Origin of the sequence: Pimelobacter sp. 30-1 (genome assembly GCF_018831735.1) — a bacterium.
GTDB lineage: Bacteria > Actinomycetota > Actinomycetes > Propionibacteriales > Nocardioidaceae > Nocardioides.
Map to the genome: position 1 here is coordinate 1 of NZ_NHTS01000010.1, position 19,149 is coordinate 19,149.

Sequence of the window (19,149 nt, forward strand, 5' to 3'; positions counted from 1 at the left end):
TCTCCGAGAAGATCAAGCTCGAGTTCGACATCTCCGCGATCAAGAACGCCTGATCCACCGCGTGGGTTCGGCTCTCAGTGCCCCCGGTGGGAGTCGAACCCACACTCGGACCGCTTTTAAGGCGGCTTCCTCTACCGGTTGGGATACGGGGGCGGGACGCGACGAGCCCGGCTCATAAGTAGGTCTGGCGCGGGTAGATCGCGTGCGCCCCGGCGACCCGGTCGAGGAACAGGAAGCCGTCGGTGTGGTCGATCTCGTGCTGCAGGGCGCGGGCCTCGAAGGCGTCGGTGCTGAACTCCACGGACTCGCCGGTGGCGGGCAGCTGGCCGCGGACGGTGAGCCGCGAGGCGCGCTTCACGTCGCCGGTGAAGTCGGGGACGCTCATGCAGCCCTCGCGGGCCTTCTCGTTGCGGCTGGACTCGACGACCTCGGCGTTGCAGAGCACGAAGGTGCCGTGCTGGGTGCGGGTCTTGGGGTGCTCGACGACGTCGACGCAGAACATCCGGACGCCGACACCGACCTGGTTGGCGGCGAGGCCGACGCAGCCGGGACTGACGCGCATGGTGGCGACGAGGTCGGCGGCGAGCTGGACGATCTCGGGGTCGGTGGGGTCGACGTCGGTGCCCCGGGCAGAGAGCACGCCCTCCGGCGCCCGTACGACGTCGCGCACGCGCCCCTCGACGCCCAGCTCGGTCTCGGACCAGGCCGCGACGCGCTCGCTGGTCACAGCTCGTCGGCCTCGGCCGGGCGCAGGGTGGCGGTGACGCCGACCCGCTCGGCCGCCGTACGGATGGCGGTCTCGACGGCCGCGACGTCGGCACCGACGGGCAGGGCGAGCTCGGCGACGAGCAGGTAGAGGTCGCCGGCCAGGCGGGTGGTCAGGTCGGTGATGTTGCCGCCGGCCTGGGCGACCTCGGTGATGATCGCCGAGACGATGCCGGAGCGGTCGCCGCCGTGGACGGTGAGCACCCACGACGTACCGCCGGCGGCGGGGGCGGGCTCGTCGGTGACCGGGCGGACGGCGACGTCGAGGTCGCCGTCGGCGGCCAGCGGGGCGAGGGCGCGCTCAATGGCGGCGCCGTCGGCCGCACCGCGGCACAGCAGCATCATCGCGAAGTGACCCCGCAGCAGGGTCATGGTGGAGTCCTCGATGTTGAGCCCGAGCTCGGCGAGGCCGGCCGTGGTGGCGGCGATGATGCCGGGACGGTCGTGGCCCAGGACGGTGACGGCGTAGAGGTCGGTGCTCACCGGGCCATTGTCTCAGCGACCTCCCGCGCCCGCAGCAGCACCTCGTCGGTCATCGGCTCGGTGAGCCGTCCGGTGAACGTGTTGTGCTGGCTGGGGTGGAAGCAGCCGAGGAGGACGACGTCCGCTCCGGCGCCGCGACCGGCCCAGCCCAGCAGTGCCTCGGCGCCGTGCCCGAAGCGGGGCCGCGGCCGGGGCACTGTCCAGCCCGCGCCACCGAGCGCGGTGAGCGCCGACTGCCAGCCGATCGCCCCGAGCGCGACGACCGCGCGCAGCGAGGGCCGCAGGATCGCCAGCTCGCGGTCGAGCCAGGGCGCGCAGGCGGCCCGCTCCTCGGGGGTGGGCTTGTTGGCCGGCGGCGCGCAGCGGATCGGTGCGGCCATGCGGACCTCGTGCAGCTCCAGGCCGTCGTCGAGCGCCACGCTCGCGGCCTGGTTGGCCAGACCGACCCGGTGCAGGGACGCGAACAGCCAGTCGCCGGCCCGGTCGCCGGTGAACATCCGGCCGGTGCGGTTGGCCCCGTGGGCGGCCGGAGCGAGCCCGACCAGGAGGATCCGGGCGTCGGCCGGGCCGAAACCGGGCACCGGGCGGCCCCAGTAGTCCTGGTCGGCGTACGCCGCGCGCTTGTCCCGCGCGACCTGCTCGCGCCACGCGACCAGCCGCGGGCAGCGGCGGCACCGGCTGACCTGGTCGTCCAGCCGCGCCATCGCCTCCGCGGGTCCGCTCATCTCAGCCCACCAGCGACCAGGCGATCCCGTCGAGGATGTCGGTCTCGGCGACCAGCACCGAGCAGACCGAGAGCCGCTGCAGCACGCGGGACACGATGAGGGCGCCGGCGTCGATCACGTCGGCGCGACCGGGGTGCATCCAGCCGAGCTCGCGGCGCTGGGCCACGCTCATGCCGAGCAGCCGCCCGACCTGGATGAGCACGTCGCCGACGGGCAGCGTCTGCCCGTGGATGAGCGCCCGGTCGTAGACCGCGAGGCCGAGCGTCCCGGCGGCGACGGTCGTGTTGGTGCCGGCCACGAGCACGACGGACGCCGCCGCGGCCGGGTCGACCGGGCAGGCGTCGAGCGCCGCGTCGACGTCCGCGGTGATGGCGGCGATCTCGTCGGTGCTGATCGGGTCGGTGCGCACGTGGCGCTCGTGGAGCCGGACCGAGCCGATGTCCATCGAGTGCGCGGCGCTCGGACCGGTCGCCGGGTCGCCGAGGATCAGCTCGGTCGAGCCGCCGCCGATGTCGACGACGAGCGTGGGCGCGGCGAGGCCGGCGGCGGGCAGGCCGCGGACCGCGCCGGCGAAGGCCAGCCGGGCCTCCTCGTCGCCGGAGAGCACCTCGGGGTCGATGCCGAGCCGGGCCCGGACGCCGGCGGCGAACTCGGCCGCGTTGGCGGCGTCCCGGGTCGCGGAGGTCGCGCAGAAGCGCATCCGGTCGGGACCGACGCCCGCCTCGGTGATGATCGCGGCGAGCTCGTCGATCGCCACCCAGGCGCGCTCCAGCGCCTCGGGGGCGAGCCGGCCGGTCGCGTCGACGCCCTGGCCGAGCCGGATCATCCGGCTCTCGCGGCGGACGCCGTCGGGGTCGCCCACGGGGTCCCCGACGAGCAGCTTGATCGTGTTGGTGCCGCAGTCGATCGCGGCGACCGCGGCGTCACTCATCGGCAGCGGCGGCGCTCACGCACGGGCCATTGGCCCACCACTCGCCGAGGATCTCGAGGACCTCGTCGCCGAGCGGGTTGACGCCCGGGCCCGCGGCCAGCGCGTGCCCGGCCAGGACGTGCAGGCACTTGACCCGGTCGGGCATGCCGCCCGCGGAGATCCCGTCGATCTCGGGGACGTCGAAGCCGCCGGCCACGCCGACGGCGGCCCGGTCGGCCAGGTAGGCCTCGTGCGCGCCGCGGTAGGCGGCAGCGAGCTCGGGGTCGGTGCCGAGCCGCTCCTGCATCTCCTTCATCAGCCCGGAGGCCTCGAGGGTGCCGATCCGCGAGTTCACCCGCGGGCAGGTCAGGTAGTACGTCGTCGGGAACGGCGTGCCGTTGGGCAGCCGCGGCTCGGTCGTGACGACGTCGGGGTTGCCGCACGGGCAGCGGTGCCCGACGGCGTGCACGCCGCGCGGGGGCCGACCGAGCTGGGCCGTGATGACGGCCTCGTCGGCGGCCTCGAAGTTGGCGGTGCTCACTCCTTCAGGTCCTCCTTGGGAGCCTGGATCTCACTCTTGGGGCCGCGCACCTTGGGCGGGTGCCCGGCGAGCTTGACCGACTCCCAGGTGCCCTCGTACCAGGTCACCTTGTCGGGGTCGGCTACCCGCGACGGGTCGGCCAGGTCGGCCGAGGCGTCGAGCGGGTTGCCGTTCTCGTCGACGACGACGAACGGCGTCTCGCCCTTCTCGACGTACCCGAAGCGCAGGCGGGCCTGCTGCTTGACGAACGCCGGGTCCTCCCAGCGGGCCTTGTCGCGCTTGAGGTCGTCGATCTTGCCCTGGGTCTCGGAGATCTGCGCCTCGAGCCGGTCGATGTTGCCGCGCTGCTGCAGGTAGGCCCGCAGCGACGAGGCGTAGGAGACGGCCAGCACCGCGAGGACCAGCACCAGGATCGCGGCCCGGCTGGTCAGCCGGGACTTCTTCTGGTGCTCCTCGCGGGCCCGGACCAGGGCGGCCTCGCGCTCCCGGGCCGCCTTCTTGCGCTCGGCCTTGAGCCGCTCGGCGTACCGCGGCCCGGACCGCCCCGCGGCGGGGCGGCCCGGCTTGCGGGACGTACGGCGGTCGCCCGGTGTCGCAGCCACGGCGGTCTCCTGAGGGCTCGGGTCAGCCCTGGTAGCGCGGGAAGGCGGCAGCGCCGGCGTAGCGGGCGGCGTCGCCCAGCTCGTCCTCGATGCGGAGGAGCTGGTTGTACTTCGCGACCCGCTCGGACCGCGCCGGGGCGCCGGTCTTGATCTGGCCGCAATTGGTCGCCACCGCGAGGTCGGCGATCGTGGTGTCCTCGGTCTCGCCCGAGCGGTGGCTCATCATGTTGCGGAAGCCGCTGCGGTGCGCGAGCTCGACGGCGTCGAGGGTCTCGGTCAGCGAGCCGATCTGGTTGACCTTGACCAGCATCGCGTTGGCCTGGCCGCCGGTGATGCCGCGCTGCAGGCGCTCGACGTTGGTGACGAACAGGTCGTCGCCGACGAGCTGGGTCCGGGTGCCGAGCTCGTCGGTGATGGCCTTCCAGCCGTCCCAGTCGTCCTCGTCGAGCGGGTCCTCGATGCTGACGATCGGGTAGTTCGCGACGAGGTCGGCGTAGTAGGCGATCATCTCGTCGGCCGACTTCTCGGCGCCCTCGAACTGGTAGCCGCCGTCCTCGTAGAACTCGGACGCGGCGACGTCGAGCGCGAGGACGACGTCCTTGCCGAGCTCGTAGCCGGCCTTGGTGACCGCCTCGGCGATGAGGTCGAGCGCGGCCCGGTTGGACGGCAGGTCGGGGGCGAAGCCGCCCTCGTCGCCGACGCCGGTGGCCAGGCCCTTGTCCTTGAGCACCGACTTGAGCGCGTGGTAGACCTCCGCGCCGACGCGCAGCGCCTCGCGGAAGGTCGGGGCGCCGATCGGCGCGATCATGAACTCCTGGATGTCGACGTTGGTGTCCGCGTGGGCACCGCCGTTGAGGATGTTCATCATCGGGACCGGCAGCAGGTGCGCGTTGGGGCCGCCGACGTAGCGGTAGAGCGGCAGGTCGGCCGAGTCGGCCGCGGCGCGGGCGACCGCGAGCGAGACGCCGAGGATCGCGTTGGCCCCGACCTGGGCCTTGTTGGGCGTGCCGTCGACCTCGAGCAGGGTCTGGTCGATCAGCCGCTGGTCGGCCGCGTCGAGGCCCTCGATGGCCGGGCCGAGCGTCTGGATCACCGCGTCGACGGCCTTGTGCACGCCCTTGCCGACGTAGCGGTCACCGCCGTCGCGCAGCTCGACCGCCTCGAAGGCGCCGGTGGAGGCGCCGCTGGGGACCGCCGCGCGGGCGAAGGACCCGTCGTCGAGCAGCACCTCGACCTCGACGGTGGGGTTGCCGCGCGAGTCGAGGATCTCGCGGGCTCCGACGGCTTCGATCGCTGCCACGTTGTACTGCTCCTGGAGTCGGGGAGGATGCCGACGAGGGTGTCGTCGCGGTCAGCCTAGAGGATGGGGTCCGCGGGATCGCGCAGGCCGCACGGTGCTCAGCGCGTGCGATGGCAAGGCGCCGGCGCGAGGGCAGGCCGGCGGCCTGTCGAGTGTCGGCAACGCCGCCAGCGTGCGCGCTGAGCGCCGTGCGGACCGCGAGCCCGCGGACCCCAGCCTCTCGACCGCGGGGGGCGCCGGATCGGGCAGCACCCACCGCGCGGCGTACCGACTGCGGCATGCTGGGGCCGTGAGCCACCGCCGCCCGTATCGGGTGTACTCCGTTGGGCAGGACCCCGAGCCGCGCGACTCGCTCGCCAACGAGCGCACCTTCCTCGCCTGGGTCCGTACGTCGCTCGCGCTCGTCGCCGGCGCCGTCGCGGTGAGCTCGCCGGCCCTGGAGTTCTCGTTGACCGCGCGCCTGGTGCTGTCGGTGGGCCTGGTGGTCGTGGCCGCGGTGGCGCTCGGGGTGGGGTGGCACCGCTGGACGCGCACCGAGATCGCGATGCGCACCGGCGGGGCGTTCCCCGGGTTCACCGGCGGGATGGTCGTGCTGGGCGCGGTGGGTGTGCTGATGCTGGTGGCGCTGGGCAGCGCTCTGCTCAGGCACTGACCTCGGCGCCGAACACCGCGGCGAACAGCCGCTCGCAGCGCGCGCTCATCTCGGCGGGCGCGACGCCGGGGTGGGCGCACCACCAGTCCACGAGCGCGGCGAAGACGCTGCTCCACACCGCGACCATGGCGGCCAGGTCGAGCGGGTCGTCGTCCCCGGCGAGGGCGAGGAGCTCGCGGACGCCGTCGTGGGCGAGGGCCTCGAGGCGCTCACGGTAGGAGCCGAGGAGGGCGGAGGCCGACGACGGGGCGCTGGGGTCGTTGGCGACGCGCCAGACCCAGGTCCGCCCGGCGAGGACGCCGAAGACGCCGTCGAGGGTGGCCAGGGCACGGGTCAGGCCGACCGCGCCGAGGGCGGCGGTGCGCTCGATCTCGTCGATGAGCAGGTCGGACGCGGTCGCCAGGCAGCGCTCGAAGAGTGCCTCCTTGGAGCCGAAGTAGTTGTAGATCAGCGGCTTGGAGATGCCGGCCTCGCGCGCGATCTCGGCGACGTTGGTGGCCGCGAAGCCGTGCTCGCCGAAGACCCGGCCGGCGACCTCGAGGATCTGCTGCTCACGCTCGGCGCGGGCCACGCCCTTGGTTCCGGTACGACGAGTGGCCGTGGTCATGCGGATCACCCTACCCAATCAATTGACTCTGTAGTAACTTACCCCCAAGTCACTTCAAGGAGCCGCCATGCACGACCTGCTCGACCCGATGCAGAACCCGGTGACGTACGCCGTCCCGTTCTTCGTGCTGAGCATCCTCGTCGAGCTCGCGGCGCTGCGCTGGCTCGACCACGACGACAATGTCACCGGCTACGCCCTCAAGGACGCGCGCACCTCGATCGCGATGGGGGTCGGCTCGATCTTCTTCCTGACCGTCTTCAAGGTCGGGACGTTCTTCGCCTACTCCGCGATCTCGACCCACCTCGCGCCGTTCCACCTGCCCACCGACACCTGGTGGTACTGGGTGCTGCTCATCGTCGGCCTCGACCTCGCCTACTACGGCAACCACCGCTTCGTGCACCGGGTCAACATCGGCTGGGCGGCCCACCAGGCGCACCACTCCAGCGAGTACATGAACTTCGCGACCGCGCTGCGCCAGAAGTGGAACCCGTGGTTCGAGTTCTTCTTCTGGCTGCCGCTGCCGTTCCTCGGGTTCGCGCCGTGGACGCTCTACGTCGCCTTCTCGATCAACCTCGTCTACCAGTTCTTCGTGCACACCGAGACGATCGGGCGGCTGCCCCGGCCGATCGAGCTGGTCTTCAACACGCCCTCGCACCACCGGGTCCACCACGGCTCGGACCCGGAGTACCTCGACAAGAACTACGCCGGCATCCTCATCGTCTGGGACCGGCTGTTCGGGACCTTCGAGCCGGAGCGGCAGCGGCCGACGTACGGGCTGACCAAGCCGGTCGAGACCTTCAACCTGATCACCCTCGAGTACGGCGACTACGCGGCCATCGCCCGCAACGTCCGTCGCGCGACGGGCTGGCGGGAGCGGCTGGGCTACGTGTTCGGCCCGCCGGGGTGGGCGCCGAAGGAGCGCGAGCTCAGCTCCGCAGGTGCCGACTGAGGTCGCCGGTCAGGTCGACGCTCATCGCGCGGGTGTCGAACCACCACTCCCCCTCGACGCGGCGGAAGCTGTCGCGGTAGCGGCCCACGATGATCGGCTGGAGCGCCAGGCCCTCGGTCACCTGCAGCACCGTGTACGTCGCCGCGCCGGTCGCGGTGCCCGCGGCCTCGTCGACGTCGATCACCACGTTGGTCGTGACGTGGCGGGTGCGGGGCGTGCCGTCGTCGTACAGGATCACCAGGGAGCGGTAGAACGCCTCGACCGCCGCGCTGCCCTCGGCCAGCGTGAGCGGTCCGTCGGGAGTCTGCTGGGCGATCCGGCCGTGGGCGAAGAGCGCGCCGAGCGCGGTGAGGTCGCCGGCGTCGATCGCGTCGGCGTAGCGGTAGAGCAGGCGCTCGACCGCGCGCTCGGGGGTGCTCACGCGTCGAGGCCGAGCTCACCCATGCGGGCCATGTGCCGCTCGGTGAGCCGGGTGAACATCCGGCCCATCGCGGCCAGGTCGAGTCCGGGGCGGTCGACGCCGCCGGCCAGGAGCGCGGTGAGCGCGTCGCGGTCGGCCGCGACCCGCTGGGCCTGGGTGAGCGCCTCCCCCATCAGCCGGCGGCCCCACAGGGCGAGCCGGCCGCCGAGCCGGCTGTCCTCGGCGATGGCGGCGCGCACCCGGTCGACGACGAACGTCGCGTGGCTGCCCTCCTCCATCGAGGACACGACGAGGTCGCGGGTCTCGGGGTCGAGGTACGCCGCGATCTCGCGGTAGAAGTCGTTGGCGAGCCCGTCGCCGACGTAGGCCTTGACCAGGCCCTCGTACCAGTCGGCGGGCGCGGTGTGGCGGTGGAACTCGTCGAGCGGCTCGCGGAACGGCGCCATCGCCGCGAACGGGTCGGCGCCGAGGGCGCGCAGCCGGTCGTGCAGGGCGTGGACCTTGGTCAGCTCGCCGCTGGCCATCGTGGCCAGGTCGACCTTGTCGGCCAGGCTCGGGGCCAGCTTGGCGTCCTCGGCCAGCCGCTCGAACGCCGAGATCTCGCCGTAGGCGATCGCCGCGAGCAGGTCCACGACGGCCTCGCGGTAGAGCGGGTCCGCGTCGGCGGAGGTGGCGGTCGCATCGGCGGATTCAGCCATGCCTGAACCCTACAAGTATGATAGGTCGCGGCGAGAGCCTGTCCGCACCCCTGGGGTGCGGCGAGGCCCGCCCGGGCACCCGCCCACGTATGTGCGCGGCTGAGTGTGAATCAGCCGCATTGATTCTGGCGCCACGCCGACCGGCTGACGACACTCACGAAAGCGACACGACACTGACTTCCACGCAGAACACCGAGACGACCACGCCCAGCTTCCGCGATCTCGGGGTCATGCCCCTGATCTGCGACGCCCTGGACCGGGCCGGCATCACCCACCCCTTCGCCATCCAGGAGATGACCCTCTCCGTGGCCCTGCTGGGCACCGACCTCATCGGTCAGGCCCGCACCGGCACCGGCAAGACCCTCGCGTTCGGCATCCCGGTGCTGCAGCGCAGCGTCGCGCCGTCCGACCCCGACTACGCCGAGATCCCCCAGGGCAAGCCGCAGGCGCTCATCGTGGCGCCGACCCGCGAGCTCGCCCTCCAGGTCTCCAACGACCTCGAGCTGGCCGGCAAGGACCGCGGCCTGCGCGTGCTGACCGTCTACGGCGGCGTGGGCTACGAGCCCCAGATCGAGGCGCTCGAGACCGGCGTCGACATCGTCGTCGGTACGCCGGGCCGGCTCATCGACCTGGCCAACCGCAAGGTCCTCGACCTGTCCCACGTGCACGCGCTCGTGCTGGACGAGGCCGACGAGATGCTCGACCTCGGCTTCCTGCCCGACGTCGAGAAGCTGCTCCGGCTCACCCCCGAGACCCGCCAGACCATGCTGTTCTCGGCGACCATGCCGGCCGCGATCGTCTCGCTGGCCCGGATGCACATGCGGCACCCGATGAACATCCGCGCCGAGTCGTCGTACGAGAACGCGACGGTGCCGGCCACCGCGCAGTTCATCTACCTCGCCCACGACCTCGACAAGCCCGAGATCCTCGGCCGCCTGCTCCAGGCCGAGGACGCCGACAAGATGATCGTCTTCACCCGCACCAAGCGCCAGGCGCAGCGGGTCGCCGACGACCTGGTCGAGCGCGGCTTCAAGGCCAGCCCGCTGCACGGCGACATGGCCCAGGTGGCGCGCGAGAAGGCGCTGAACCGGTTCCGCGAGGACAAGATCAAGGTCCTCGTCGCCACCGACGTCGCCGCCCGCGGCATCGACGTCTCCGGCGTGAGCCACGTGGTCAACTACACCTGCCCCGAGGACGACAAGACCTACGTCCACCGGATCGGCCGCACCGGCCGGGCCGGCGCCTCGGGCATCGCGATCACGCTGGTCGACGCGACCGACGTGCACCGCTGGAAGATGATCAACAAGGCGCTCGACCTGCCCTTCGACGAGCCGCTCGAGACCTACTCGACCTCCGAGCACCTCTTCCACGACCAGGGCATCGCGCCGGGCACCAAGGGCCGGATCGTGCCCCCCGCCCCGCCGGCGCCCAAGGGTGACCGCGGCGACCGTGGTGAGCGCTCGGGCGAGCGCACCGAGCGCCCGGCCCGCAACCGCGACCGGACCCGGACGCGCACCCGCACCCGTGGTGGCCAGCCCGTCGAGAACGCCGCGGCTCCGGCCGAGGGCGCGGCGGCTCCCGCCGAGGGCGGCTCCGAGGCGCCCCGGCGCCGGCGGCGTCGTCGCAGCGGTGGCGGCGGTGGCGGTGCCGAGAAGCCGGCCGCCGAGGCCTGAGCCGACGCTCCCCCGCACCCGAGCACGCAGGAGCCCCCGGTCCGCCGGGGGCTCCGGTGCTTTTCGGGCAGCGCGCGCCGGAGGCGGGCTCAGGCGGTGACGACGACCGTCGTACCGATGGGCGCGAAGTCCCACAGCGCGATGGCGTTGGTGCGCTCCTGGCGGATGCACCCGTGCGAGCGCGGCGAGCCGAGCTGGGCCACCGTCTGGACCGGCTTGCCGTCGTCGACCGGGATCGTGTGGAAGCCGATCGCGGCGCCCTGGGTCCCCTGGGTGAAGCGGACGAAGTACTCCATGGTCCCGGAGTCGTCGATGCCGATGGCGTTGCGGCTGCGGGAGTAGACGGCGTAGGTGCCGGGCTTGAGGTTGTCGGTGACGCTGCCCGAGACCAGGTAGGTCCGGATCACCTTGCCGGCGCCGTCGATCAGCCAGACCCGCTGGCGGCCCTCGCTGAAAACGATCCGCCGGCCGGTGCCGGAGCCCGCGGGCAGCGCGGAGGTCCCGCTGAGCGCGGCGATCTCGCCGCCGGCGGCGTCGAGGAGGCCCGGGGTGGTCGTCGTACGGCGGCCGTCGGAGCGGGCCGGCTCCTGGTCGCCCTGGCGATCGACCGAGGGCGCGATCGCGCTCGACGCGCCGGTGGCGTCGATCCCGCGCGAGCCGTCGGGGTCCGAGGGGAGCAGGCCGAAGCCGCCGGCCACGGCGACCGAGGTCACCGCGAGCGCGGCGCCGAAGGCGGTGATCCGGCCGTAGCGGGGACGCACCTCGGCGGCGCGGCGGCGTCCGGCGGGCTCGGCGGCCCGGCGACGACCGGTGGGCTCGGCAGCGCGGCGACGGCCGGGCGGCTCGGCCCGGCGACGACCCGGCGGCTCGGCGCGACGGCGTCCGGCCGGCGGCTCCGCCCTGCGGCGTCCAGGAGGCTGGCTCACGTCAGCGCGCCGCCCGGGCGATCAGGGAGCCGGCCACCTCGCGGTAGGCCTCGGCCCCCTTGCTGGTGCGGCTGGTCGCGAGGATCGAGCGGCCCGCGGCGGGCGCCTCGGCGAACTTGATGGTCTTGGGGATCGGCGGCTCCACGACCTCGAGGTCGTAGGTCTCGGCGATCGTGTCGAGGACGGCGCGGGCGTGGTTGGTGCGGCCGTCGTACAGCGTCGGGAGCACGCCCCACACCGCGAGGTCGCGGTTGGTGAAGCGGCGTACGTCGTGGACGGTGTCGAGCAGCTGACCCACCCCACGGTGCGAGAGCGTCTCGCACTGGAGCGGGATGAGCACGCCCTGGGCGGCGGTCAGCGCCGCGACGGTGAGCACACCGAGCGAGGGCGGGCAGTCGAGCAGGATCCAGTCGTAGTGGGTCCCCGCCGCCCGGAGGTCCTCCATGACCCCGCGCAGCACGTGCTCGCGGCCGGTCCGGGTGAGCAGGTCGGCCTCGGCCCGGGCCAGCTCGATGGTCGCCGGGAGCAGGTCGACGCCGTCCTCGGTCGCGATGATCACCTCGGCGACGTCGGTGCCCTTGGTGAGCACGTGGTGCACGGAGAGCTCGAGGTCCTCGGGGTCGACACCGAGGGAGAACGTCAGGCACGCCTGGGGGTCGAGGTCGACGAGCAGCACCGACTGGCCACGCTCGGCCAGCGCAGCGCCGATGGAGGCGACGCTGGTCGTCTTCGCGACGCCACCCTTCTGGTTGGCGACCGCGAGGATGGTGGGGGGAGCATGCTCGCTGTTCATCGGGGTCCATCATGCCGGACGCACGCACGTCTCGGGGGCAACACCCGGGGCCGGGCTGGTTGACTGTCGGACATGCCCACCGCACTCGTGACCGGCGCCACGGCCGGCATCGGCCTGGAGTTCGCCCGCCAGCTCGCCGCCCGCGGCGACGACCTCGTCCTGGTGGCCCGGGACCGGGGGCGGCTGGCCGGTGTCGCCGAGGACCTCCGGACGTCGTACGGGGTCGGGGTGGAGGTGCTCCCCGCCGACCTGACCTCGCTCGACGAGCTCGCCACGGTCGAGGCCCGGCTCGCCGACCGGGAGCGCCCGGTCGACCTGCTCGTCAACAACGCCGGCTTCGGCCTCAAGGAGCGCTTCCTCGACAACCCGATCGACGTCGAGCAGGCCCAGCAGGACGTCCTCGTGCGCGCGGTGCTGCGGCTGACCCACGCCGCCCTCGGCGGCATGGTCGAGCGCGGTCGCGGCGGCGTGATCAACGTGTCGAGCGTGGCGGCGTTCCTGCCGCGCGGGACCTACAGCGCGGCCAAGGCGTGGGTGAACTCGTTCAGCGCCTGGGCGCACGCCGAGTACGCCGCCCAGGGCGTCACCGTGATGGCGCTGTGCCCGGGCTTCGTCAAGACGGAGTTCCACGAGCGCCTCGGCATCGACCGCGACTCCTCCGCCCCCAAGGCGCTGTGGCTCGAGGCGGACCGGCTGGTGAGCGAGGCCCTCGCCGACTTCGACAAGGGCCGGGCGATGTCGATCCCCTCGAAGCGCTACAAGGCGATCGTGGCCGGCAGCCGCGTCGTACCGCGGGGGGCGCTCCAGCGCCTCCAGTCCCTCGGCCGCAAGTAGCCCCCGCCCCGCCGAAGGCGCAGGTCTCCGCTGCCGAGGGCGCAGGTCTCCGCTGCCGAGGGCGCAGGTTTCGGGCCTCGAAGGCGCAGGGACCCGGCGTACGCCGGAACGGCGCGACCTCGGCGCGGGAAACGCGCGCCTTCGGAGCCGGAGACCTGCGCCCTCGGCGGCGGAAGGGTGCGCCTTCGTCAGCCTTCGCCGGCGATGAAGGCGCGGACGGCGTCGGCGACGAGCTGGACGGCGATGGCGGAGAGGAGAAGGCCGGCGATGCGGGTGACGAGGAGGACGCCGCCCTCGCGGATCAGGCGGAGGATGGGCAGGGAGTAGCGCATGGCGGCCCAGAGGGCGAGGTGGACGGCGATCACGCCGAGGGCGACGGACAGGCCGCTGGACCAGTCGTCGACCTGCTGGACGAAGAGCATGGTGGCGACGATCGCGCCGGGGCCGGCCAGCAAGGGGGTGCCGAGGGGGACGAGGGCGATGTTGGCGTCGGTGGAGGCGGTCATCTCCTCCTCCTTGCCGGTGAGCAGCTCGAGCGCGACGAGCAGGAGCAGCAGGCCGCCGGCGCACTGGAGGGCGGGCAGCGAGATGTGCAGGTAGTCGAGGACCTGCTGGCCGAAGAGCGCGAACAGGGTGATCACCAGGAACGACACCGCGACGGCCTGCCAGGCGGCGCGCTTGGCGGTGGCGGGGCTGCGGCCGGCGGTGAGCGAGAGGAAGATCGGGACGGTACCGACCGGGTCCATGATCACGAAGAGGGTCACGAAGACCTCGACCAGCAGGACGTGCTCGATCATCGGAGCTCCTTGCCCGCCGGACCGGCCAGCGTGGTGGGTGAGCCGAACGCGGCGGCCCGGTCGAGGATCCGGCGCAGCTGGTCGGGGGCCGTCGTCTCGACGCCGAGGGGGTGGCCGGTCTTGCCGGCGCCGTGGTGGTCGCTGGAGCCGGTGACGACGAGGTCGAGCCGGTGCGCGATGGCGCGCAGGCGCGCGCGGGCCGCGGCGTCGTGGTCGAGGTGGTCGACCTCGATCCCGGCCAGGCCCGCGTCGGCCAGTGTCCCGAACGCCGCCTCGTCGAGTACGTCGGCCGACCCGCGCCCCCACGGATGCGCGACGACGGCGACGCCCCGGGCCGCCTCGACCCGGGCGAGCATGTCGAGCAGGTCGGCGGAGTAGCGGTCGACGTACGCCGGGCCGCCGTCGGAGAGGTAACGGGCGAACGCCTCGTCCCGGTCGGCGACCACGCCGAGGCGGACGAGGAGGTCGGCGACGTGGGGGCGGCCGGTGACCTGGTTGCCGGGGCTGGCGGCGGCGAGGGCCTCCTCGGTCGCGGGGATGCCGAGCTCGCGCAGCCGGGCCAGCATGGCGGGCACCCGGCCGGCCCGGCCGGCGACGATCCGGGCGAGCTCGTCCTGGAGGCCGGCGTCGGTGGCGTCGGGGAGGTAGACGAGCAGGTGCACGCCCGCGTCGCGGAAGTGGGTGCTCACCTCGATGCCGCGGACCAGGCCGATGCCGGCCTCCTCGGCCGCGACGACCGCCTCGTCCCAGCCCGCGGTGGTGTCGTGATCGGTGAGCGCGACGACCTCGAGCCCGGCGGCGGCCGCCGCGCGGACCAGCGCGGCGGGCGGCTCGGTGCCGTCGCTGACGCTGGAGTGGGTGTGCAGGTCGATCGTCACCGTACGAGGTTAGTGCTCCGACCCGGTGCGTGCCCGTCAGGCGGCGACGCGCTCCCGCTCGGCATGCTCGCGGCGCTCTCCGGCGGCCCGCTCCGGCAGGGCGAGCTGCGGCGTGCTGGTCGGCGTGCTGACGTCCTGCGTCCTCGGCGTGACCAGGTAGGCGACCAGGACCGCGGCGCCGATCCGCGGCAGCTCGGCCAGAGAGCGGTAGGTCAGGTGCAGCGGCTCGCAGCGCGGGGAGAACTTGGCCTTGAACGCGTGCAGCGACGAGAAGCCGTAGAGCGGCTCGAGCAGGCGCGCCGAGCGCTCCAGGCCGCGCTGCAGCCAGCCCTCGGGCTCCCCCTCGCTCCGCGCCAGGGGCGCCGCCGAGAGCGACACGACCCGTGCCCCCTCGGCCTGGAAGGCCAGGCAGGACTCGGCGATGAGGAACTCGATCACCGGCCGGAAGCCGTCGTCCGGGCGGCGCATCAGGTCGAGGGTCCACCCGTCGACACGTCCCGCGCCACCGTGGACCGGCAGCCACGAGAGGAAGCCGTGCACCCGGTCGTCGGCGTCGAGCGCCAGGGCGACCCGCACCCGCGGGTCCATGGCGTGGTCGACACCGCCGAGGGTGAAGCCGAGCTCGGGCGTGCGCTGGCGGCGCAGCCAGCCGGCGCTGATCTCGCGCACCTGGGCGACGATGCGCGGGTCGGCGTCGGCGAGGACGACGAGCTCGAACCGGATCCCGTCGCGGGCCGCCCGGTTGCGCGCCGTACGCACGTCCTGCCACCGCTTGCCGCGGAACTCCAGGCCGGGCAGGTCGAGCAGCGTGTCCTCCCCGATCTGGAGGCTGCGGCCACCGATCGCCCGGGCCACGGGTGCGGTCACCGCGAAGTGGCTGGGCACGAGGTGCTCGCCGGCGCAGAAGGCCGCGAACTCCCCCGCGGCCCGGGCCTGCCAGTCCGGCGTACCGATCGGGTCGCCGAGAGCGAGCCCCACACCGAGGTGGCGGCGGTAGGCGATGAAGCCCTGGCCGCGCGGGTCGTAGAAGTAGCGCACCCCGGGCCAGGTCGTCATCCAGGACAGCGTGCCGCCGCCGTCGCGGCGCAGGTGCTCGACGGCCCGGTCCCGGTTGACCAACGTACGACGGCGCGGGCCGATCGCCGCGCCGATCAGCAGGCCCGCGGCGACGGCGACGAGGTGGACGACGTCCGCCAGGTGCCCGACGAGCAGCAGGGAGACGACGGCGTAGCCGACCAGGCCGGTCCGGGTGACCCGGCGCGCCGTCGTACCGAGGAAGGCGGTCATGACCGCGCCGAGCGCGAGCGCGCCGCCCGACGGCCCGACGTCGCGGGCGTGCTGCAGCGAGTCCGGGCCGAGCGCCAGCACGAGCAGGCCGGCCACCACCACGCTGCCGACCTGGGTCACGAGCCACAACAGCGCCGTCCGCAGGGTCCCGAGCCGCCGCTCGGCGTACCCGGCGCACAGCGCGAAGCTGAGCAGCACCGGCACGTAGCACCACGGTGAGATCACCAGCAGCGGGCCGGTCAGCAGCGTCCACCAGTGGCCGGCGGCGAGGGCGTCCGGGCCGTACGCCAGGGCGCGGGCCCAGCCGTGGTCGAGGACGTCACCCGTGGCGGCGCCGGTCACGATGCCGACGGCGACGAGGAGCAGGAGCCCGGCGACCGTGAACGGCCGGCGGCGTGCGGAGGACTCGGTGGCTGGCATGCGCCCAGCCTCGTCGCGCGCCGCCGCGGTGTCAGTGGCGCACGGGCCCGGCCGGGGGTAGTGCGCGCACTACCCCCAGGAGGAGGTGGGGCGAGCTCAGAGCTCGGCGAGCACCACGACCCGGTCGCCGTCGCCGATCGTCAGCCGCTCCCCCTTGGGCGGGTTCACGACGACGCCGAAGCGCGAGCCCTCGTCGGCCAGCGAGGCCGACGAGAAGCCGATGGCGGTCTCGCCCCGGCGGGCCGCGGCCGCGACGACGGTCGCCCAGGCGACCTCGCGGCCCGGGAGGACGTAGCCCTCGGCGGGGCGCAGGTAGATCTCGCTGCCCTCGGCCTGGAGCAGGTCCTGGAAGACCGGCTCGATCCGGGCGTCCTCGGAGAGCTGGGTGACGATGAGGCTGACGATCTCGCCGCTGACGACGACGTCGTCGATGTCGGCGACCTGGGCGAGGACCCGGTTGCGGTCGTCCATCATCTCGCTGATGACCGGCGTGCTGCTGGCCGAGGTGGCGAGGATGTCGCGCACGTGGAGCAGCGTGACGAGCGTGGTCGCGTCGGCGGCCTCGGCGTCGAGGTCGTCGGAGTAGCAGAGCACGATCACCTGGTCGCAGTCGGCAGGGACGTGCTCGTCGAGGACGGCGCGGCGGGTGGTGCCGGCCTGGACGACGGTGACGGCCAGGTTCCGCGTCGCCGGTACGACGGGCGTCCCGTGCTCGGTCACCACGGTCAGGGTGGAGCCGGGCGCGGCGTACCGGTCGAGCTCGCTGAGGATGATCGGGGCGCGCTCGTTCCAGCCCAGCACGACGGCGTGGGTGGCGTGGAGCTCCTCGACCGGGGGCTCGGCGAGGGCGGCGAGGTCGACGCCCGCCGTCGAGCGGGGTGCGGTCCCCAGGATCGAGTCGTCCTCGGCGACGACGACGAGCGCACGGCTGCCGATGACGGTGTCCCCGGGCGGGTTGAGCTGCACGGTGCCGCCGTCGACGACGCCGATGACGGTGAGCGTCTCGTAGTGCAGTTGGGCGTCGGCGTAGGTCTCGGCGGCCAGCGGGTGGTCCTCGACGAAGTAGATCTCGTCGCCGTCGTAGTCGAACAGCTCGCGGTAGACGGCCGCCGCGCCGGACTGGCGCGAGGTCTGCACGACCAGCTTGGCCACGGTCTCGCGGATGTCGAGGAGCGAGAGGCTGCCGGGCCGGTCCCGGCCGATGAGCCGGGCGACCTCGAGGTTCGCGGGGTCGCGCAGCTGGGCGACGACCCGCGGGCCCGCGTCGGTGCCGAGCGTGGAGCGCAGCGCGAGCAGGGACTTCACGACCTCGCGGTCGGGGTCGAACGCCGACCGGTCGCGGCCGCCGGCGTCGGGCGAGAGCAGCACCACCGAGCGGGCGGCGCGCGGGCTGACGATCGCCAGGTCGTCGAGGTCGGCGGGCGAGCCGGACCGGCACACGACGCGGGTGCCGCGCAGCGCGGGGACCTTGGCCCGGATCTCCTCCTCCATCTCGACCTTGTCGCGGTCGGCGAGCACCGCGACGACCGGGCGGCGGCGGCTCTCGTTGGCGAGGGTGAGCTCGCTGATCACGGTGAAGATCGAGTCCGACCAGCCCAGGATGACGGTGTGGTCGGTCTCCAGGACGACCGAGCGCCCGCGGCGCAGGTCGGCGATGCGGGCGTCGATGCCGGCCGCGATGACACCGATGAGCGCGCTGACGATGAAGAGGCCGGCGATGGTGAGCACCAGCATCATGACGATGAAGGACCACCGGGCGCCCGTGTCCCCGGCGACCGTGCCGGGGTCGAGCGCGTGGAGCAGCGCCTGGAAGGCGGCCTCCCAGAAGCCGATGTGCTGCTCGCGCATCCCGGTCACGATGTCGATGACGGCGAAGACGACCACCAGCGCGACGGTGACGACGAACAGCCAGGCGACCAGGGCCGGCGTACCGCGGGACATGGTGTTGTCGAAGGCGTACTGCAGGCGCGCCCGCAGGCCGACCGCCGGCGGGCCGGAGCGGACCGTCGGCCCGGACCGCTGACCGATCGCCTCAGCCGTACGACGCCGCAGGGTCTGCGCATTGCGTGCCATGGTGTCCTCCTGGTCCAGCGGGCCCGACGGCTCCAACGGAGGATCGTCCCGCATCCCGGGGCCCGCGCGGGCCCGAACCGGGAAACTGCCTCACCAGGACGGTGCGGGCCCCCCGAACGGCAGGGCGACGAGCTGGGGCCCGGTGGCCGAGACGTCGCGCAGGATCCAGTCGTCGCGCAGCAGCAGGATGGCCGAGGCCGGCCGCAGCACGAGCCACAGCCACCGGCCTCCGGCCTCGCCGGCGAGGACCGAGCGGTCCCACTCCCCCGGCGAGGTGCTGACGGAGACCGGCCAGAGGCCGACGGGGTACTGGTCGACGCGGACCCGCACCGGTGCCGGTCCGTCGCCGATCTCGTGGCCGGGGTCGAGCGGGTCGGCGCCCTCGGCGCCGAGGCCGGCTACCCGGGCCCCGAAGCCGGTGCCGGGCTCCTCGCTGATCACCATGACGTCGACCGGGCCGTCGAGCTGGCTGGTGCCGGCCACGCAGGTCATCGTGGCGCGCGGGAAGTCGCCCTCGGTGACGACGGCGGCGAAGTCGCTGACCGCCCAGCCGGGTCCGAGCGGCCACGGCAGGTACGTCGGGAACCGGCCCACCCGCAGCAGGTGCCCCGCGAACCCGTCGTACGACGACGTGGCGGGGCGCCACAGCGGCACCACGACGCCGTGCTCGGGGCAGGACCAGCGGCCGTCGCCGACCTCGGCCACGGGAGCCGGGCAGCGCGGGCACTCCACCCGCACCTCGGCACGTCCAGCGCCCTCTCCCGGCGCGGGCTCATCGGTCGGCATGACCGACACCGTCCTGCGCGATGACGCGT

General features: G+C 73.6%; 21 protein-coding genes and 1 tRNA gene. 4 read left to right on the forward strand and 18 right to left on the reverse strand.

Going from position 1 to position 19,149, the window contains the following annotated elements; all coding sequences use genetic code 11:
* Window positions 1-78: 78 nt before the first annotated feature.
* The 8 genes from CCO04_RS21695 to eno all read right to left on the reverse strand — a co-directional run bounded on the left by CCO04_RS21695 (window position 79) and on the right by eno (window position 5,326).
* Window positions 79-153, reverse strand: a tRNA-Leu gene (locus CCO04_RS21695).
* A 19-nt stretch (window positions 154-172) separates the two neighbouring features.
* Window positions 173-727 (reverse strand): peptide deformylase, encoded by a 555-nt coding sequence (gene def / locus CCO04_RS21700; protein WP_215816260.1) that lies wholly within the window; start codon window positions 725-727, stop codon window positions 173-175.
* Window positions 724-1,248, reverse strand: a complete 525-nt coding sequence (locus tag CCO04_RS21705; RefSeq protein WP_215816261.1) for a glycine cleavage system protein R — start codon at window positions 1,246-1,248, stop codon at window positions 724-726. Before CCO04_RS21705 ends, def begins: the two co-directional genes overlap by 4 nt.
* Window positions 1,245-1,973 (reverse strand): uracil-DNA glycosylase, encoded by a 729-nt coding sequence (locus tag CCO04_RS21710; protein ID WP_252373712.1) that lies wholly within the window; start codon window positions 1,971-1,973, stop codon window positions 1,245-1,247. The genes CCO04_RS21705 and CCO04_RS21710 overlap by 4 nt, the downstream gene beginning before the upstream one ends.
* Before the next feature lies 1 nt (window position 1,974).
* Entirely contained in the window at window positions 1,975-2,904 is a 930-nt protein-coding gene (locus CCO04_RS21715; RefSeq protein WP_215816262.1) for an exopolyphosphatase, read from the reverse strand.
* Window positions 2,897-3,424, reverse strand: a complete 528-nt coding sequence (locus CCO04_RS21720; protein WP_308281433.1) for a DUF501 domain-containing protein — start codon at window positions 3,422-3,424, stop codon at window positions 2,897-2,899. The genes CCO04_RS21715 and CCO04_RS21720 overlap by 8 nt, the downstream gene beginning before the upstream one ends.
* Window positions 3,421-4,026 carry a septum formation initiator family protein gene (locus tag CCO04_RS28805; protein ID WP_215816263.1) on the reverse strand — a complete coding sequence of 202 codons (606 nt, stop codon included), beginning with the start codon at window positions 4,024-4,026 and terminating at the stop codon, window positions 3,421-3,423. The genes CCO04_RS21720 and CCO04_RS28805 overlap by 4 nt, the downstream gene beginning before the upstream one ends.
* A gap of 22 nt (window positions 4,027-4,048) precedes the next feature.
* Entirely contained in the window at window positions 4,049-5,326 is a 1,278-nt protein-coding gene (gene eno / locus CCO04_RS21730; protein WP_215816264.1) for a phosphopyruvate hydratase, read from the reverse strand.
* Window positions 5,327-5,615: 289 nt separating this feature from the next.
* Between eno and CCO04_RS29930 the strand changes: the two genes are divergently transcribed.
* On the forward strand, window positions 5,616-5,978 hold the full coding sequence (locus CCO04_RS29930; RefSeq protein WP_215816265.1) for a YidH family protein: 363 nt from the start codon (window positions 5,616-5,618) through the stop codon (window positions 5,976-5,978).
* On the opposite strand, the gene CCO04_RS21740 is transcribed toward CCO04_RS29930, so the two are convergent.
* The gene (locus tag CCO04_RS21740; RefSeq protein ID WP_215816266.1) at window positions 5,968-6,585 is read right to left on the reverse strand and encodes a TetR/AcrR family transcriptional regulator; all 618 of its coding nucleotides are present in this window, start codon (window positions 6,583-6,585) and stop codon (window positions 5,968-5,970) included. The genes CCO04_RS29930 and CCO04_RS21740 overlap by 11 nt on opposite strands.
* A gap of 67 nt (window positions 6,586-6,652) precedes the next feature.
* Here CCO04_RS21740 and CCO04_RS21745 point away from each other — a divergent pair, with 67 nt between their 5' ends.
* Window positions 6,653-7,534: a sterol desaturase family protein gene (locus CCO04_RS21745; RefSeq protein ID WP_215816267.1), complete on the forward strand. Its 882-nt coding sequence runs from the start codon at window positions 6,653-6,655 to the stop codon at window positions 7,532-7,534.
* Here the strand turns inward: CCO04_RS21745 and CCO04_RS21750 are convergent.
* Both CCO04_RS21750 and CCO04_RS21755 read right to left on the reverse strand, forming a co-directional pair.
* Window positions 7,512-7,955 (reverse strand): nuclear transport factor 2 family protein, encoded by a 444-nt coding sequence (locus tag CCO04_RS21750; RefSeq protein ID WP_215816268.1) that lies wholly within the window; start codon window positions 7,953-7,955, stop codon window positions 7,512-7,514. The genes CCO04_RS21745 and CCO04_RS21750 overlap by 23 nt on opposite strands.
* A complete protein-coding gene (locus tag CCO04_RS21755) occupies window positions 7,952-8,653 on the reverse strand; it encodes a ferritin-like fold-containing protein (protein ID WP_215816269.1) in 702 nt (233 codons plus the stop codon). The genes CCO04_RS21750 and CCO04_RS21755 overlap by 4 nt, the downstream gene beginning before the upstream one ends.
* 230 nt (window positions 8,654-8,883) lie before the next feature.
* Here CCO04_RS21755 and CCO04_RS21760 point away from each other — a divergent pair, with 230 nt between their 5' ends.
* On the forward strand, window positions 8,884-10,326 hold the full coding sequence (locus CCO04_RS21760; protein ID WP_252373714.1) for a DEAD/DEAH box helicase: 1,443 nt from the start codon (window positions 8,884-8,886) through the stop codon (window positions 10,324-10,326).
* 89 nt (window positions 10,327-10,415) lie between these two features.
* Here the strand turns inward: CCO04_RS21760 and CCO04_RS29935 are convergent, their stop codons facing one another.
* Both CCO04_RS29935 and CCO04_RS21770 read right to left on the reverse strand, forming a co-directional pair.
* Window positions 10,416-11,252 (reverse strand): L,D-transpeptidase, encoded by an 837-nt coding sequence (locus CCO04_RS29935; RefSeq protein ID WP_215816271.1) that lies wholly within the window; start codon window positions 11,250-11,252, stop codon window positions 10,416-10,418.
* Window position 11,253: 1 nt separating this feature from the next.
* The gene (locus CCO04_RS21770) at window positions 11,254-12,045 is read right to left on the reverse strand and encodes a ParA family protein (protein WP_215816272.1); all 792 of its coding nucleotides are present in this window, start codon (window positions 12,043-12,045) and stop codon (window positions 11,254-11,256) included.
* 72 nt (window positions 12,046-12,117) lie between these two features.
* On the opposite strand from CCO04_RS21770, the gene CCO04_RS21775 reads away from it, so the two are divergent.
* Window positions 12,118-12,879 carry an SDR family oxidoreductase gene (locus CCO04_RS21775; protein ID WP_215816273.1) on the forward strand — a complete coding sequence of 254 codons (762 nt, stop codon included), beginning with the start codon at window positions 12,118-12,120 and terminating at the stop codon, window positions 12,877-12,879.
* 188 nt (window positions 12,880-13,067) lie between these two features.
* On the opposite strand, the gene CCO04_RS21780 is transcribed toward CCO04_RS21775, so the two are convergent.
* The 5 genes from CCO04_RS21780 to CCO04_RS21800 form a co-directional block, all read right to left on the reverse strand.
* Window positions 13,068-13,676: a MarC family protein gene (locus CCO04_RS21780; protein ID WP_215816274.1), complete on the reverse strand. Its 609-nt coding sequence runs from the start codon at window positions 13,674-13,676 to the stop codon at window positions 13,068-13,070.
* Window positions 13,673-14,554 carry a PHP domain-containing protein gene (locus CCO04_RS21785; RefSeq protein WP_215816275.1) on the reverse strand — a complete coding sequence of 294 codons (882 nt, stop codon included), beginning with the start codon at window positions 14,552-14,554 and terminating at the stop codon, window positions 13,673-13,675. The genes CCO04_RS21780 and CCO04_RS21785 overlap by 4 nt, the downstream gene beginning before the upstream one ends.
* A gap of 36 nt (window positions 14,555-14,590) precedes the next feature.
* On the reverse strand, window positions 14,591-16,261 hold the full coding sequence (locus CCO04_RS21790; RefSeq protein ID WP_215816276.1) for a bifunctional lysylphosphatidylglycerol flippase/synthetase MprF: 1,671 nt from the start codon (window positions 16,259-16,261) through the stop codon (window positions 14,591-14,593).
* Between the two features lie 96 nt (window positions 16,262-16,357).
* Window positions 16,358-18,334 (reverse strand): hypothetical protein, encoded by a 1,977-nt coding sequence (locus CCO04_RS21795; protein ID WP_215816277.1) that lies wholly within the window; start codon window positions 18,332-18,334, stop codon window positions 16,358-16,360.
* 90 nt (window positions 18,335-18,424) lie between these two features.
* The gene (locus tag CCO04_RS21800; protein ID WP_252373715.1) at window positions 18,425-19,120 is read right to left on the reverse strand and encodes a DUF6758 family protein; all 696 of its coding nucleotides are present in this window, start codon (window positions 19,118-19,120) and stop codon (window positions 18,425-18,427) included.
* Window positions 19,121-19,149: the final 29 nt, after the last annotated feature.